The sequence below is a fragment of the uncultured Campylobacter sp. genome (assembly GCF_938045465.1).
Lineage (GTDB): Bacteria > Campylobacterota > Campylobacteria > Campylobacterales > Campylobacteraceae > Campylobacter_B.
Window position 1 is genome coordinate 1 of sequence record NZ_CALIBF010000111.1, and the last position, 15,548, is coordinate 15,548.

Annotated in this window: 16 protein-coding genes and 1 pseudogene; 10 read left to right on the top strand and 7 right to left on the bottom strand. The window is 48.1% G+C overall.

The window, feature by feature from the left end; all coding sequences use genetic code 11:
* Positions 1–312 precede the first annotated feature (312 nt).
* From Q0413_RS05155 to Q0413_RS05165, 3 genes are all read left to right on the top strand, one after another.
* Positions 313–798 carry a hypothetical protein gene (locus tag Q0413_RS05155; RefSeq protein WP_298987898.1) on the top strand — a complete coding sequence of 162 codons (486 nt, stop codon included), beginning with the start codon at positions 313–315 and terminating at the stop codon, positions 796–798.
* A 456-nt stretch (positions 799–1,254) separates the two neighbouring features.
* Positions 1,255–1,464 (top strand): hypothetical protein, encoded by a 210-nt coding sequence (locus Q0413_RS05160; protein ID WP_298987900.1) that lies wholly within the window; start codon positions 1,255–1,257, stop codon positions 1,462–1,464.
* Positions 1,465–1,662: a hypothetical protein gene (locus Q0413_RS05165; RefSeq protein ID WP_298987901.1), complete on the top strand. Its 198-nt coding sequence runs from the start codon at positions 1,465–1,467 to the stop codon at positions 1,660–1,662.
* A gap of 548 nt (positions 1,663–2,210) precedes the next feature.
* On the opposite strand, the gene Q0413_RS05170 is transcribed toward Q0413_RS05165, so the two are convergent.
* The 6 genes from Q0413_RS05170 to Q0413_RS05195 all read right to left on the bottom strand — a co-directional run bounded on the left by Q0413_RS05170 (position 2,211) and on the right by Q0413_RS05195 (position 8,920).
* Entirely contained in the window at positions 2,211–3,929 is a 1,719-nt protein-coding gene (locus tag Q0413_RS05170) for a proline--tRNA ligase (RefSeq protein ID WP_298987902.1), read from the bottom strand.
* The gene (hemA, locus tag Q0413_RS05175) at positions 3,919–5,475 is read right to left on the bottom strand and encodes a glutamyl-tRNA reductase (RefSeq protein ID WP_298987903.1); all 1,557 of its coding nucleotides are present in this window, start codon (positions 5,473–5,475) and stop codon (positions 3,919–3,921) included. Before hemA ends, Q0413_RS05170 begins: the two co-directional genes overlap by 11 nt.
* Positions 5,475–6,467 carry a polyprenyl synthetase family protein gene (locus Q0413_RS05180; protein WP_298987904.1) on the bottom strand — a complete coding sequence of 331 codons (993 nt, stop codon included), beginning with the start codon at positions 6,465–6,467 and terminating at the stop codon, positions 5,475–5,477. The genes hemA and Q0413_RS05180 overlap by 1 nt, the downstream gene beginning before the upstream one ends.
* Positions 6,467–6,712 (bottom strand): DUF2018 family protein, encoded by a 246-nt coding sequence (locus Q0413_RS05185; RefSeq protein WP_177387432.1) that lies wholly within the window; start codon positions 6,710–6,712, stop codon positions 6,467–6,469. The genes Q0413_RS05180 and Q0413_RS05185 overlap by 1 nt, the downstream gene beginning before the upstream one ends.
* A gap of 933 nt (positions 6,713–7,645) precedes the next feature.
* Positions 7,646–8,560, bottom strand: coding sequence for an HAD family hydrolase (locus Q0413_RS05190; protein ID WP_298987905.1), 915 nt, complete (start codon positions 8,558–8,560; stop codon positions 7,646–7,648).
* The gene (locus Q0413_RS05195; protein ID WP_298987913.1) at positions 8,561–8,920 is read right to left on the bottom strand and encodes a hypothetical protein; all 360 of its coding nucleotides are present in this window, start codon (positions 8,918–8,920) and stop codon (positions 8,561–8,563) included.
* Positions 8,921–9,111: 191 nt separating this feature from the next.
* Between Q0413_RS05195 and Q0413_RS05200 the strand changes: the two genes are divergently transcribed.
* The 7 genes from Q0413_RS05200 to Q0413_RS05230 all read left to right on the top strand — a co-directional run bounded on the left by Q0413_RS05200 (position 9,112) and on the right by Q0413_RS05230 (position 15,124).
* Positions 9,112–10,383 carry an aminotransferase class I/II-fold pyridoxal phosphate-dependent enzyme gene (locus Q0413_RS05200; protein ID WP_298987906.1) on the top strand — a complete coding sequence of 424 codons (1,272 nt, stop codon included), beginning with the start codon at positions 9,112–9,114 and terminating at the stop codon, positions 10,381–10,383.
* Positions 10,383–10,796 carry an Rrf2 family transcriptional regulator gene (locus tag Q0413_RS05205; protein ID WP_005870604.1) on the top strand — a complete coding sequence of 138 codons (414 nt, stop codon included), beginning with the start codon at positions 10,383–10,385 and terminating at the stop codon, positions 10,794–10,796. The genes Q0413_RS05200 and Q0413_RS05205 overlap by 1 nt, the downstream gene beginning before the upstream one ends.
* 9 nt (positions 10,797–10,805) lie before the next feature.
* Positions 10,806–11,720, top strand: coding sequence for a cysteine synthase A (gene cysK / locus Q0413_RS05210; RefSeq protein WP_298028465.1), 915 nt, complete (start codon positions 10,806–10,808; stop codon positions 11,718–11,720).
* A 698-nt stretch (positions 11,721–12,418) separates the two neighbouring features.
* Positions 12,419–13,621, top strand: a complete 1,203-nt coding sequence (locus tag Q0413_RS05215; protein ID WP_298987908.1) for a replication-associated recombination protein A — start codon at positions 12,419–12,421, stop codon at positions 13,619–13,621.
* Positions 13,618–13,974: an MmcQ/YjbR family DNA-binding protein gene (locus tag Q0413_RS05220; RefSeq protein ID WP_298978288.1), complete on the top strand. Its 357-nt coding sequence runs from the start codon at positions 13,618–13,620 to the stop codon at positions 13,972–13,974. The genes Q0413_RS05215 and Q0413_RS05220 overlap by 4 nt, the downstream gene beginning before the upstream one ends.
* A 116-nt stretch (positions 13,975–14,090) precedes the next feature.
* Positions 14,091–14,636 carry a hypothetical protein gene (locus Q0413_RS05225; RefSeq protein WP_298987910.1) on the top strand — a complete coding sequence of 182 codons (546 nt, stop codon included), beginning with the start codon at positions 14,091–14,093 and terminating at the stop codon, positions 14,634–14,636.
* 62 nt (positions 14,637–14,698) lie between these two features.
* Complete coding sequence (locus Q0413_RS05230) at positions 14,699–15,124, top strand: hypothetical protein (RefSeq protein WP_298987912.1); 426 nt, start codon at positions 14,699–14,701, stop codon at positions 15,122–15,124.
* Positions 15,125–15,359: 235 nt separating this feature from the next.
* On the opposite strand, the pseudogene Q0413_RS05235 reads toward Q0413_RS05230, so the two are convergent.
* Positions 15,360–15,548 (bottom strand): annotated as a pseudogene (locus Q0413_RS05235) (hypothetical protein); the annotation flags it as partial.

The window sequence follows — 15,548 nt, forward strand, 5'->3', positions numbered from 1 at the left end:
TGCGGCGCGCGATTTATGCGGTTACTATATAAAATTTCATACGGCTGTCGCAGCTTCTAAGTCGGTGCGAAATAAAACTTGCGAAACGACGTGGCATTTTGCGATCGTTTTAAATTTTGCAAATGCGCTGTATTTTGGCTCGGTGTGAGATAAAATTTTACGCGGCGCACTTTTATGTGATGTGCGCGTCTGGCTTGCCGTTGCTCGTTAGTGCCATGCCAGCGAGTGCCTAAGCATGGATAGCGCGATGGCTGGCTCGTGTAACTATTAGCGTGCCGTTTGTGCTGCTAGTGGCTTTAAGAGGCGCGATGTGTGTTTACAGGGGAAGAGATGTTAAAAATCGATATGCTTGAGTTTTTTCGCTCGGGCGAGTTTGCAGGCGTAGAAAGGGGCTTGAGTTGCGCACAGACCATCGCGATGTTCGGCCCTGCGGGCGCGAGCTTTAAGAGTGCTGGAGCTGAAATTTTAAGATATGGCGCCTTTGAGTTTCACTTTTTTCGGGACGGAATCTTTATGATTTTTTCGGATCATTTCAGAAGCGAGCCTCTAAATTTCGGCGATGGAAGGGCGGGGCAAATCGAAATCGAGCCTTGGATATTATCGGGCTGCCCTGCTCCTATCGATCTTGCGGCCGTAAAAAGCGCTTTAAATCGTGAGCGGATCGAGTATCGCGAGCGCGCAACGGATGAGGGTTTGGAGCTAAGTTTAAGCAGCGGCGTTACGCTTGCGTTTGAAAGCTTGAGCGGCTTGGGCGAGCCCCGCGGCTACGAGCTTGCCGCATTTTGGATAAAATTTTAGCGGAATTTAAAAAGAGAAATATTTCTTTCGCGCGCTTTTTAAATTTAGCTTTTAAATTTACTCTTCGTCGAATGAAAATGAATGAAAATCCAAGCTAAATTTTGGCAGAAGCGGCGCCTTGTATCGCGCACGGCGCCGGAAAAACCGAGCCGTATTGGCTACAGAAGTGCGGATTTAAAGATCGTGAAAGTTTGGAGTGACGTAGCTCCGCTTTTCTGCCGCTACGGTGCGCCAGGATGAAGTGCCGAGATAAAATTTTAAACAAAAGAGGTTTGATGTTTTTTGATACAAAATACGATGAAAAAAGATCGCTAGCTTTAATCAGATGAATACGCTTTTAAGATGCGTGCTGCTGTTTTTTATCCTTGGCGCGGGTGCGGCGTTGTATACGTCCTACACGGCCGTGCTGCCGTCTAGCCCCGAGGATTTGCAGACCATAGAGGGCGCGTTATATATGTGCAAACAAATAAGAGCAGAGGGGCTAGTTATTATAGGTTAAATTTGGTGGATGGCGCGCTTAAACAGAGGCGTTTTTATTTAGATGTTTATAGCACCGAGATAGATGGATACAAGGCTGCGATATACGACAAAGAGGTAAAAATTTGGTACCAAAGGATCGGGGGTGATACCGACCTTGCACGGCAGATCGCTCTTAAAGACGGGTAAATGGTTCTAAAATACGATTATACTTTTGCAACCAGGTTTTATTACGATACCATATCCGATTCCTATAGAATCACATATTTGAAATGGGGCAGCGGTGCGCTTGCGCTTTTGATCGTTCAGATCGTTTTGACTCGGATAGCAAGGAGAAAATACCGCGTCAAATGGGGCTACTACGAAAAACCTACGAATAAAATTTAAAATCGGTCGTCGCCGAATAAATTTAGGCAAAATTTTAACCCAGTAAAATTTCGGATCGGCTTTTGCGCGCTGATTAAATTTACGCGCCAGTTACGCCGCGAAATTTAAATCTTAATTTAAAGAGCGAAATCCGAAAAGTGAAATCGCGGTTTAAATTTTACTTTTTAAAATCGTTTTGAAAAAGGGCGGGTAGAGACCAGAGTTTTATCACGGAATTTTGTTTTTGGCAGCTCGCGAGAGCGGCGGAAACGCGCCCTTTGCTTTTTACTTGCGCGGTCAAGTTGGTGCTTTAAATTCTCGCCTTGAAACAGCGGTTTGGCTGTCGATGTAATCTTAGTCGCAAACTCATACTTTAAAATTTAGCTTTAGTGAAATGGCAGTGCAGCTTAAGCGTAAATTTTATCGTTGCGCCTAAGTTTTACTTCGACGTCATGCACGGTAAATTTATAAAATTTCACGCTGTGCAGCGCAAGAAAAATTGGTCTGTAAATTTCTCAAATAGGTGGCAAAATTTAGCCCAAATTTAGGGCTAATTTTTGCCGCGCTTCTTAATTTTCCTCAGCTAATTTTTTCTCTATAAATTTTAAAATTTCATCCGCGCTTACGCTCTGCCGCTTTAGGCCTGCGCGAGTGATGAACTCGACACTTCCCTCCGCTAGGGCTTTGCCTACGAGCACGGCGTACGGAAAGCCCATCAGCTCGAAATCGTTCATCTTCACGCCGAAGCGCTCCGCGCGATCATCAAGTAGCACGCGGATACCGCGCCTGCGGCACTGCTCGTATAATTTTTCGGCAAATTCTACCGCTGCCGCGTCTTTGTGATTTGAGATGATGATCTCAAGCTCGAAAGGCGCCAGCTCGCGCGGCCACACGCAGCCTCGCTCATCGTGGCTGCTTTCGATCGCCACGGCGATAAGACGGCTTGCGCCGATGCCGTAGCAGCCCATGTAAAACGCACGAGCCTTGCCGTTTGCATCCAAAAATCGCGCCCCCATCGGCTCGGAATAGCGCGTGCCGAGCTGAAAGATATGACCCACCTCGATGCCTTTTGTGATGCTAAGCTCGCCGCCGCAGCACGGACACGCGTCGCCTTCGCTCACGGCGGTAAGATCCGCAAAGCGCGATTCGTTAAAATTTATCACGCTAGCGCCCACATAGTGGTAATCCGGCTCGTTCGCGCCCGCGATCATCTCGCGCGCTCCTTTTAGCTCGGCATCGATGTAAAATTTCGCTCCTTCGCCGAGCCCGAAAGGTCCGCAAAAGCCCGCCGTAAAGCCAGCTCGCGCGATTTCATCTTCGCTAGCATCGACTAGCTCAAGCGCACCGCAGGCATTTTGCGCCTTGGTCTCTTGCAGCTCGTCGCAGCCGCGGATAAAAAACGCTACGATCTCGCTGCGATCCTCGTATAGCGCTTTTTTGATCACTGCTTTGATAGTGTAGAATTTATCCACTTTGAAAAATTCCGCCACCGCGTCGATCGTTTTCATTGTGGGGGTTTTAAATTTCATCATGCCGTCGGTCTCGGGCGCAGCGGCGTTCGTGGCTTTAGGCGCACGGCGCGCAGCCTCGATATTTGCGGCGTAGTCGCAGCGCTTGCACACGACGATATCGTCCTCGCCGTTATCCGCTAGCACCATAAACTCCTTGCTGCCGCTGCCGCCGATCGCGCCGCTGTCCGCATCGACCGCGCGAAAATTTAATCCCAGTCGCGTAAAAATCCGCGAGTACGCCTGCCTCATCACCTCAAACTCGCGCTTCATATCCGCAGCGTCCGCGTGGAAGCTATAAGCGTCCTTCATCGTAAATTCGCGTCCGCGCAGAAGCCCAAAGCGAGGGCGCGCCTCGTCGCGGAATTTCGTATTGATCTGATAGATATTTAGCGGCAGCTGCTTATAGCTCGTGATCTTATCCGCTACCATCAAAACCGCCGCCTCCTCGTTGGTTGGGCTTAGCACGAAGTCGTTATCCTTGCGGTCTTTGAAACGCAGCAGCTCCTTGCCGTATTTGGCGTAGCGGCCGCTTTTTTTCCATGCATCCGCGGACGTCACGACGCTAAAAGAAACCTCCTGCGCGCCCGCAGCGTCCATCTCCTGCCTGATGACGGCGCAGATCCGCTCCAGCACTATCTTTCCTAGCGGTAAAAAATTATAAAGCCCGCTGCCCAGCTGCTCGATAAATCCCGCGCGGATCAAAAGCGCGTGGCTAGGTAGTACCGCGTCTCTGGGAGCCTCTTTTAGGCTCGGAGCGAAAAGCTTGCTAAATTTCATTTTGTTTGTCCTTTTTCTCGTTTTCTTGATTTAAAAATTTTTCGTAGTTTTCTCGCAGTTCAAAAATTTCGACCAGCGCGTTTACCGTGCTGTCAGCATCGTCCGCTTCGCCGAGGTTTTTTAAATTTACCGTCGGAGCGTGCAGAAACGCTTTAAAAACCTGATGGATCAGCTTGCGCGCCTCCTCTGCGTCGCTGTGCTTTAGATAGCCCTTTTTAAGCGCCTTGGCTAGCTCCAGCTCGGCTACTTGCTTCGCGCTTTGACGCAAAGCCTTGATGATCGGCGTGGATGCCGCCGCCTTGAGCCATTTGAAAAACTCGTTCGTGCATTTTGCCACGATCGAGTAAGCGATCTGCGCCTGTTCCTCGCGAAGCAGCAAATTTTTCTTTACGATCTCTTCTAGATCATCGACGCTGTAAACTTCAAGATCCTCGCTCTGGCTAAGCTCCACGTCGCGTGGCACGGCTATATCGAAAAAATATCGCTTAAAGCTTTTGGGCTCGAGCAAGCTATCGGTAATGATCGGCTCTTGCGAGCCTGTAGCGCTGAAAAATAGGCTATTTACGTTTAGATATTTTTTGAGATTATCAAGGCTATCGATTTTAATACGGGATTGTACCTGCGCGGAGGAATTTGCGCAGGCGGTGGAATTTTTATCGTCCTTGGGATTTTCGCCTGCTATGCGAGATTCATTGCTGTCTGTAAAAGTCTCTTTATTAAAATTTACGCCGTCTTTGGAATTTTGTTTTTGCGTGGGATTTTCGCCCGCGAAATTCGCGACATTTCCGGAATTTAAGCCGTCCGAATCCTTACCTGCACCAGGATTTTCATCCGCGCAATCTTTCGCATCCAAGGAATTATCGCCAAGTAGCGAGGCGGCTAGCCTCTGCGCGCCGGCTAAATTTCGATTTAAGATCGTGATATTTGCGCCGCTTGCGAGCAGATGTTTGCACGCTAGCTCGCTCATCTCTCCCGCGCCCAGCACTACGGCATCCGCGCCCTGCAAAGAGCCCAGTCTGTCCTTTGCCATCGCCACGGCGACGCTTGAAACTGAGATCGGGTTTTTTGAAATTTCGGTCTGGTTGCGGATGCGCGCCGCGCACTTTAGCGCTTCGTCTATGGCTGCGGCGATGGCGGTGTTTGCGTAGGCATTTTGTTTGGCAAATTTAAAGGCGTCTTTGAGCTGACCTACGATCTGCGTCTCGCCCACTACGAGGCTGTCAAGAGAGGCTGCGACGGCGAAAAGGTGGTGTATCGCGCCGTAATCCTCGTAAATATCGGCACGCTCGGCTAGCTCGTCGTAGCTCACGCCGCTTACGCGCGAAAGGGCTAAAAGTACGAATTTACTGGCCGCTTCGAAGTCGCTTACGGCGGTAAAAATTTCTACGCGGTTGCAGGTGCTTAGCACCAAACACTCCTCTATTGCGGAGTTTGAAGCCAAAAGGCGCAAAATTTCTTTCTTGCGCACGTCGTTCGAAAACGACAGCTTCTCGCGCACCGTGATGTCCGTGTTTTTGTGGGTAAAACTCACGCTCATATACGCCATCAAAACTCCCTATCTATCATATCTCGCACGATTTGCTCCAGCTTGTCGTTTTTAAATTCCGCCACGGCTTCGAGTGCCTTCTGCCCGTAGGCGCGAGCTTCGTTTATACAGCGCTCGATGACGCCGTGCTCGCTAAATTTCGTCTTGATCCATGAAATTTCGCTCTCGCGCAGCTGTTTTTTAAAAAATGATTTTAGCTTTTGCCGTTCCGAATCATTTAAATTTTCATACAAATAGATGTAGGGCAGGGTGGTTTTACCCTCCGCAAAATCGCTCAGGCTCGGCTTGCCGAGCGCTTCTGAGCTTTGCGTCACGTCTAAGATGTCGTCGATGATCTGAAAGGCAAGCCCAAGGTTTTTGCCGTATTCGCCAAATTTCGCGCTCGCGCTTGAAATTTTATCATGATCTTTCGCGGCGCTTGAAATTTCGCCCTCGTTTTTTGCGCCGCTCATATCTGAAATTTCGCCGCGATTTTCCGCGCCGCCGAATTTCAAAAAAGCCCCGCAGCGCGCAACCTCTTCGATCAAAGCGGAGGTTTTTAGATAGATCATCTGCAGATATTTGCTCGCATCGTCGTTGAAATCGTTGCTTAAGCTCACGTCCATCAGCTCGCCCACGGCTAGTTTCGTGACGGCGCCCGAAAGCGCGGCGGCGATGCGGCTTTCAAATTTAGAAAGCTCGAAGTATGCCTTGGAATAGAGTATGTCGCCCAGCATCACGGCGTTTTTGGAGCCGTAAGTGGCGTTGATCGAGGGTTTGCCGCGGCGCACCGAGCTTTCGTCGATGACATCGTCGTGCAGCAGGCTTGCGGCTTGAATGAGCTCGATGATCGCGCACAGACGTAGCGATTTTTCATCCTTTTGCGCGATGTTTAGTAGCAGCTTGGAGCGCAATTTTTTACCGGGGCTTAGCCTATCAAACATCTCGCTAGCGGGCTCGTAGCCGCAGTCTGCGATGAAGCTTTTCATGATTAAATCAATTTGATCTTGCATTATTCGTTGTTGCTTAGGATATTTCCGCTCATTTGCAAAAATTTGTCGTTTAGCTCGTCTTGTAGATCCTGCTGCGCGATGAAGCTTTCGATCTCGCGCTCGCTAATGCCGCGCGCTTCGCAGAGCCGCTCACAGGCGATGAGGCGGATTAGAGCTTCTTCGATTTCGTTTTGCACTAAAGTAGGGCTTGCAGCGGATAAAATTTCAAAAAATTTCTCTCTTGGGCTGCCTTCAAAAATATCCATTTACCTTCCTTAAAATTTCGCGATTATAGCAAATGTAAAATTTAATTTAGGTTAGGGCGCGGCAAACTATCGGGGCTTTTAAACAGAAGCGATTGCGCAGATTTTGCGCTTGCGTGCGGTAAATTTTAAGCTTAAGCGCGGGATTTTGGGCTTTGAATCTCATAAATTTTAAAATTTTACTTGTTTGCGAGATAGGCAGAGCGAGCGGAATTTAAAAATTTAATCTTGGTTGCGTGGCAGATTAAACGCGAAGCTTTGCAGAAGGCGGAATTTTAAATTTACAGATAAGCGGCTTGATTTTTGCGGAAATTTTAAACTTCTGTGGCACGAGTGAAATTTTAGGTTTCGCTTGAGTGGATAGAATTCCGCTTTGTTTAAGCGGTAAAATTCTTGAATTTCGCGTAGGCGGAGAGGATTTTCGCTTTGCTTATGCGGTAAAATCTTGATTTCTGAGCGGCGGATAAATTCTATTCTCACAAAGTCTAATCGCGTGCATAACACAGATCAGGCTTTTTAAAATTCTAAAATTCCGCCGCTTTGCGAGAATTTGAAATTTCATGGATGCGGTAGAATGCTAAAATCGCGTTTGGCATTAAATTTTAGGTCTGGTTTTCGAGGCAAATTTTAAATTAATCTGCGAGAGTATCTCTAAATTTAGAATTCCGTCACCTTTTACAGATAGAATTTCATTTTTCACGTAGATAAAATCGCACACTACAAAAGCTACTTTTAAAATTTTAAATTCCACTCGCGCAGATGAAATCCCAGTTTCTCGTGCTAGTGGAATTTTTCGCGCAAGGATTATTTTTAAATTTAACCTCGCTTACGTTGCACGCGAGGATGGAATTCGCTCCGTTTTAAGAGCCTAAAACGCGATTTTACTCAGCTGCATACTAGATTTCTAATTAGCTCTGCCTCAAAAATCTAGCTGCTTTAAATTCCGCCGATGATTTCGCGCGCTTGCGCGATGCTTAGGGCATTGCGACTTAGTTCGCTAGGCTCGCCAAACCCCCAGCATACCTGCAAATACTCAAGTTTTGCGCCTCTTAGATCTGCCAAGTTTGCCTGAAAACATCGTACTGCCGCAGCTTGTGAGTCTTCCGTCGCTTCTGCTTTTACGGCAATTTTAGCACCTTTAAAGCTTAGCGTTGCCGCTCCGTCAGCACCTGTGTCGTTAGGGCGGAATTTTTCATCTGCGTTAAGATTTTCGCCGCAAGAGCTTAAGCTTCCGCTGCTAGCGCTGAAATTCTTTCTATTAGTGCCACGGCTAGCATTTAAGCTCTCGCCGTCATTGCCGCCTTGAAATTCTAAATTTTGTAAAAATTCTGCGCCACGGATCGCGGCTAACTCATCCTTTTTGCTATCGCCTAAAAAAATCGCGTTTTTGTGCGGCGAGCATGCAATTACGTGTAGCAGCATCGCAGGGTTGGGTTTTGATGGCATCTGCTCGTTCGCGCCTACGACCAGATCAAATAGTCTGCGCACCCCCGTTTTTTCTAAGATCGCGCTTAGGGTATAGGAAGGCGCATTAGAAGCGACTGCGAGAAAAAATCCTGCTTTTTTGCACGAGTGCAAAAGATCTTCGATACCCTCGTAAAGCACGGCAAAATCGCGGTAATTGCTTACGAATTCCTTCTCGAAAAAAGCAAGCTCTTCGGCGCTCGCTTCGGTTTTGCCATAAAATTCTAAAAAGGCGTTTTTGCTCGGATCGTTGATGGTGTGGACGATGAAATTCTTTTGCAGCGGTGCTAGACCGTAGAGCTCGCGGCGAGTGTTATTGACGCTGATTTCGATCGCGCGCGAAGAGTCGAGCAGCGTGCCATCCATATCAAAAATCACGGTTTTCATCTAATAATCCTTTAAAAAATCGATTTTGTGCTTGTCTTTTTTGTAGCTCTTATTGTTTTTGAGCTTTTGCAAAGCGTTTGCTTCATGCTGTAGCGCCGATCTAAACGCGGCATCGCCGACCTGTCCTGCCTCGCTAGCATCAAGGACGTTTTTAGCAAAGCTCTCAAGCGCCTTGGTGTAGGGGCTATCGAGATTTGTAGCGGCCGCTTTAGATAAAATTTCGTAGTTTTTAGCTATTCGCTTCGCAAAAAGCTCTGCATCGAAATCCTCGCGCTTTAGCAGTGCTACGGCGGATTTTACGAAGCGTTCTAATGCGCGGATATATTTAACGCGCTCATCTTTTTCTTTGATTTGCATGATTTTTCCTTAATTAAAGCGCGCATTATAGCAAAATTCGAAATTTTGGCAAAATTACGCATATTATAAAACTATATTTTAATAACATTTTTTCTATAAATCCTGTATTATAGGCATTTTAAAATCATATAAAAATACTTGACTTTATTTTAAAATTTAGCTATTATTCGCCAAATTTTTTACAAAGGACGAAAATGCAAAAAGAAACCCTCGCAACTCATTTTGGTTACGACTCCGTCGCAGGCTACGGCACGATGGCGGTTCCCATTTATCAAAGCACCGCGTTTAACTTCGGTTCTAGCAAAAAGGCCGCCGATCGCTTCGCGCTGCGTGATCTAGGACCAATTTATGGGCGTTTGACAAATCCTACTACTGATGTTTTTGAGGCGCGACTTGCGGCGCTGGAAAACGGCAAAGCCGCAATCGCGGTCTCTAGCGGGCAGGCGGCAATATTTTTTGCGGTGGCAAATTTAGCCGCAGCGGGCGAAAATATCATCATTGCCGAGAAAATTTACGGTGGCGCAACTACGCTTTTGGCGCACACGATCAAGCGCTTTGGCATCGAGGCTAGGATTTTTGACTCCGAAACGGCAGATAATTTGGAAGGGTTAATCGATGATAAAACTAGAGCGATCTTTTTTGAGACGCTTTCAAATCCTCAAATTTCAGTTGCAAATACCGCTAAAATCGCTACAATCGCAAATAAGCACGGCGTAGTAACGATTGCGGATAACACGATCCCAAGTCCTGCGCTTTACAATCCGCTTGATGACGGCGCCGATGTCGTAATCCACAGCGCTAGCAAATACATAAGCGGGCAAGGTCTTAGCATCGCGGGCGCGATCGTTTCGGGCAAAGGATTAAATTCCAAACTCAAAGGCAATCCGCGTTACGCACATTTCAACGAGCCCGATGAGAGCTATCATGGCTTAGTTTATGCAGATTTAGTAGATAATTTCGACATTTACACGCTTAGGATTCGCTTGTCCCTGCTTCGCGATATTGGTGCGACGCTATCGCCGTTTAACGCGTTTCAGCTCATCCAGGGGCTTGAAACACTGCCGCTTCGCATGCAAAAACACTCGCAAAACGCGCTAAAGATAGCAGAATTTTTGCAAAATCATCCGAAGGTAAAGCAGGTTAATTATCCGGGGCTTGCGAGCTCGCCATTTAATGCCGCGATCAAAGCGAAATTTAAAAACGGCTATGCAAGCAGTCTGATGAGCTTCATCGTAGATAGCGAAGAAACAGCGCTAAAAGCGGTTAGCAAGGTTAAAATTTTCTCCGTCGTAGCAAATATCGGCGATACGAAGTCGATCATCACTCATCCTGCGAGCACGACGCATTCGCAGCTAAACGAGGAGCAGCTAAACCGCGCTGGCGTGCCTGCGAGCTTAATCCGCCTAAGCGTGGGTATAGAGGACGCGAATGATTTGATTTCCGATCTTAGTGAGGCACTGAAATAATGGCACTTTTAAGCACAAAGGGCGTTTATGGGCTGGCTGCGATTTTGCAGATCGCCAAAGCTAGCGAAGTAGCGCCGATAAGTATAAAAGAGATCGCCGAGCGTACGGGAGTTTCTAAGAATTATTTGGAGCAAATTCTAAATACCCTTAGAAACGAAAAGCTAGTGTGTAGCATCAAAGGTAAAAACGGCGGTTATCACCTAGCCAGAGATGCTAGTGAGATTTCTTTCGGTGAAATTTTTACCGCGCTTGAAAAGGATCTGCGGATGACTAGCATTCAGATGAGTGATCCCGGACTGCGGGCGTTTTTTGAGAAATTCGACGTCAAGCTAGCAGAGATATTTAACGAGCCTCTAAGCAGCTACGAGGAGATGATGGCGCGAAGCGTCCAGTATTTAAATTTCAGCATTTAAAGGAAAAATATGAAAATAGCAAACGATGTTACGGAGCTCATCGGCAATACTCCGTTAGTCAGAATCAATACGTTTGGCAAAAATGCCCTCATCCTAGCCAAGGCGGAATTTTTAAATCCAAGCCACTCGGTCAAGGATCGCATCGCGTGGCAGATCGTAAAAGACGCGCTAAGCTCAGGCAAAATCGATAAAAATAGCGTTTTGATAGAGCCTACCAGCGGAAACACGGGTGTGGGGCTTGCGATGATCGCGGCGAAGCTCGGTATGAAGCTCATCCTAACGATGCCAAGCTCGATGAGTATCGAGCGCCAAAAGCTCATCGCCGCATTCGGCGCTAAAATCGAGCTGACCGATCCGAAATTTGGAATGAAGGGCGCGGTAGATAGGGCAAATGAGCTAGCGGCGAACACTCCAAATAGCTTTATCCCGAGCCAATTTGATAACCCGAGCAATCCAAAGGCGCATTTTCAAAGCACTGGACCTGAAATTTGGGAGCAAAGCGGCGGCAAGGTAGATATTTTAGTCGCGGGATTTGGTACCGGCGGCACGCTCAGCGGTACGGCGAAATTTTTAAAATCTAAAAATCCAAACCTAAAAGCCTACGGCGTGGAGCCTGCTAGCTCGCCACTTCTTACGTGCGGCAGTGCGGGCGGCCATAAAATTCAGGGCATCGGCGCAAATTTTATCCCTGATAATCTTGATAGAAGCGTCATCGACGGCTTTTTGAGCGTTGAGAACGACGATGCGTTTGCGGCAGCTAGACAGCTGGCACAAAAAGAGGGCTTGCTTGTGGGCATCTCAAGCGGTGCGAACGTTTATGCTGCCGCTCAGATCGCTGCCAAGCCCGAAAACAAGGGCAAAGTGATCGTTACGATCCTCTGCGATACCGGCGAGAGGTATCTTTCTACCGAGCTTTTTAAATAGACAGCAGTTTTGCGCCAGTGAGGCGTTAGCGCGGTAATTTTACGCATTTTACGCTGGCGTACAGCTTCGCGAGATTAAATTTTATGCTGGCGCCGAAATTGGCACGACGAGTTTTGCGCGATCGCGCGGGTTATTGCAACGATTGAGCGATCATATTTTACATTTTCGCGTTACGTAGGCGCGAGAATTGATACGATAGTTTCTCTGCGCGAGTGAAGCGATAGTCGCAATGATTGCGCAATGATTTTATGAGAGCGAAACGATTTTTAACTTTGCTGATTTTGCGTTTATTGATTTGCTAATTTAGCGGCTCGTCGCGAGATAAAATTTAGTCCCAAAATAGGGCTAAATTTTAAAATTTCATCTTGCGTGCCTAACTGATTGCGGGCGCGCTATGTATGACGGCGCTTGCCGCATCGCAATTCATATAAATTTTAAAACTGCTAAGCCCGCCAAATCTGCGCGATCCGTTCTTGCCGCAAATTTTATATCGCCGTCCGCATATGCGGCACTAAATTTTAAAATCTACTGAAATTTTAAAGCTCGCTCGCGCGGCTAAAATTCCCAATTCGCGTTGTGCATAAATTTCAAGGTCTCGCCGTATAAAAAATCCAAAAACCTGCCCTTTAAATTTAGCCGAATTTCAAAATTTAATCATAAAAACGCTATCATCGGGGCAAAATTTTTAAGGTTGTAAAATGAGTTTGAGCCTGAAATTTCGCCCCAAAAGCCTAGAGCAGATCGTGGGGCAGGGCAAGATCGTAGCGGTTTTTAAAAAATTCGTCGCCGCAGGCAGCATCCCGCACAGTATATTTTTCGGCGCCGCAGGCAGCGGCAAAACGACGATGGCGCGCGTGATCGCAAGCGAGCTGAACTATGATTTTTACGAGCTTGACGCCACGAGCCTGAAGGTCGAGGATATCCGCAAAATTCTATCCTCGCACGCAGGCTCGCTCATCAAGCCGCTCATTTTCATCGATGAGATCCACCGCCTCAGCAAGACGCAGCAGGAGGTGCTGCTCATCCCGATGGAGAACTACGCCGCGATCATCATCGGCGCGACGACGGAAAATCCGCAGTTCGTGCTAAGCAGCGGCATCCGCTCGCGCTCGATGATCTTTGAGTTCGAACCGCTTAGCTACGAGGATTTGGAGGCGCTTTTGGCGCGGGTGCAGGGCGAGATCGGTTTTGAGATGGACGAAGAGGCGCGAAAATACCTGCTAAACTCCAGCAGCGGCGATGCGAGGAGTATGTTAAACCTGCTGGAATTTGCGCTTTTGGCAGACAGCGCCATTACGCTGGATACGCTTCGCACGCTGCGCGCAAATGCCGTGGCTGCAGGCGTTAGCAGCGACGACGTACATTATGAGCTCGCAAGCGCGATGATAAAAAGCCTGCGCGGAAGCGACGCCGACGCCGCGCTGTATTATGTCGCGAGGCTCATAGATGCGGGCGAGAGCGCGGATTTTATCGCGCGCAGGATGGTGATTCTAGCTAGCGAGGACATCGGCAATGCCAATCCAAACGCTCTAAATATTGCCGCTAGCACGCTAAGCGCCGTCAGCAAGATCGGCTATCCCGAAGCTCGCATTATCTTGGGGCAATGCGCGATCTATTTGGCGCACAGCCCCAAATCAAACGCCGCGTATTTGGGCATCAACGCCGCTTTGAAGTTCGTCCGCTCCGCCGCTCCGCTACCTACGCCGCGCTATCTCATCAACTCGGACAAGCAGATCGCAGACTACAAATACCCGCACGACTTCGGCGGCTGGGTCGAGCAAGCCTATATGAGCGAGGCGGCGAAATTTTACGAAAGCAAGGGGATCGGCTTTGAAAAGACGCTGGATGAGTGGCTGGCGCGATTGCGCAGAGAAAAGATCGATATTAAGGAACGAGAATGAACTTCAGCAGCGTCCTAAAACTAATGAAGCAGCGCTACGGCGCGGACGGCGAGTATCTGTGGGATGAATATCCCAATTTTGCGGTTTTTCGTCACGCAGGAGGGAAGCGCAAGTGGTTTGCGCTTTTGATGCGCGGGCTTGCAAACGAAAAGCTCGGTCGCGCACTTCCTGGCTCAAGCGATGTGATAAATTTAAAGATAAAGCCTGATTTGGCGGCAATTTTGCGTGACGAAAAAGGAATTTTTGCAGCCTATCATATGAATAAAAAGCACTGGATCAGCGTCTGCCTCGATGCGGTGCCGCGCGAACAGATCGTGGATCTAATCGAGCAAAGTAGGGAGCTTACGAGGTAGAATTTGCGCCTGGGCTCGGTTTAAATTTGCGTGCGAAAGAGGCTAAATTTGAACCGAGAGCGCAGATTTTAGCGGCTCTCAAGGCTTAAATTTAAAAATATTTGCAAGGAGCGCGGATGAATGAGCAAAATTTGAAATATATCGCAAATTTAAAAGTGCAGGACGTGCCGTGGAGTAGGCTCACGACCGCTTACGGCAGGGCGAGCGAGTTTCCCAAAATTTTTGAGAAACTCGCGCAGGCAATCGAAGCTTGTGATGCGGCGCGCGGCTTGGGCGGCGAGCAAAATTTAAAAAGCGAGCTCAGCGCAGGGGAAAATTTAAAAAATCATCATGGCTGCGGGCAAAATTCTACGGATGTGGCAAGATGCGGCGCGGCACAAAATTTCGTAAATTTAGCGCAAAAGAGTGAGTCGAAATTTAAAAAGGCAGATAACGGGGCGGCGAAATTTAAAGCGGGCGGAGAGACGGAGCTTAAAACGGACGCGGCGAAGTGCGGTGAGGCGGAATTTAAGAGTGCGGATAGCGCGGCGATAAAATTTAAAGCGAGTGCGGCGAGTAAATTTAAAACGAGCGCGGCGAATAAGAGCTCGGATGCGAGCGAGCGGGAGAAATTTGATATTAAAACCGCCCAGGGCGCGCTTAGTAAGATTTTTACGAGATAGAGCATCAAGGCTCGTTTTGGCACGCAACCCCTTTTGCGCTGCTGTTTTTGGTGCGTATCTTTATGCAGGCGCGCGCTGCGGCGGACAAAAACGCGAATAAAAATAATCAAAACACCACAGCGGACATAAACGGAAAAAACGAAAACTGCGAAAACGCAAAAGGCGAAAACGAAGCGGCAGGCATTATCTCGGCTCGGCTCGGCGGATTTTTTGCGTTTATGCTTGAGATTTGCGATGACGCCGATAAGATCTCGCACGCAGCGCCGCTGGCGAGCTTTTCGGATATGCTTGCGGAAAAATATCTGTGGCCGCAGAGCGATGAGAATGACGAGGAGCGCTGGGAGGAGTACTTTTACGACGATGAGCTATTTTACAGCCTCTATTTTTATTCGCGGGCGGTTTTGGACGCGACGGGAGTGGACTTTGCGCCGTTTAAGCCCGGGTCGGGTGTCGTTTTTAAGTGTATTGCTTGTGAGCGCTATGTTTAAGCCTCTTTCGCGCCATGTTTAAATTTATTGCGGTGCGCTTTGGCGACGCTTTGTTTAAATTTAGACTTCAAAAAATTTTAAAATTCTTTAAAAATTTACGGCGTGCGGAATTTACAGATCGTCTTTTTAAATTTAAAATTCGCGCGATTTTTGATCGGCGGTATGGTTAAGGTGCGGGTACTGCTTTTAAATTTAGATCGCCGCGAAGCTTCAAACCCGCTTGCGGCGCGGCTTTTTATGTGGTTTTAAAAAGATACCAATTCGGCGCAATTTTTTCTATCATTATAAACTCGCTAGGGCTCATTTGCGGCAGATCCGCCTCATCTTGCACCCGCAAAAGGCCCACGGAGTTATCGGTGACCCCACCGATGAGTAGCATAAATCTTTTGCCGCTCGTCTCGGCGTGAGAGAGATGCAGGCTTTT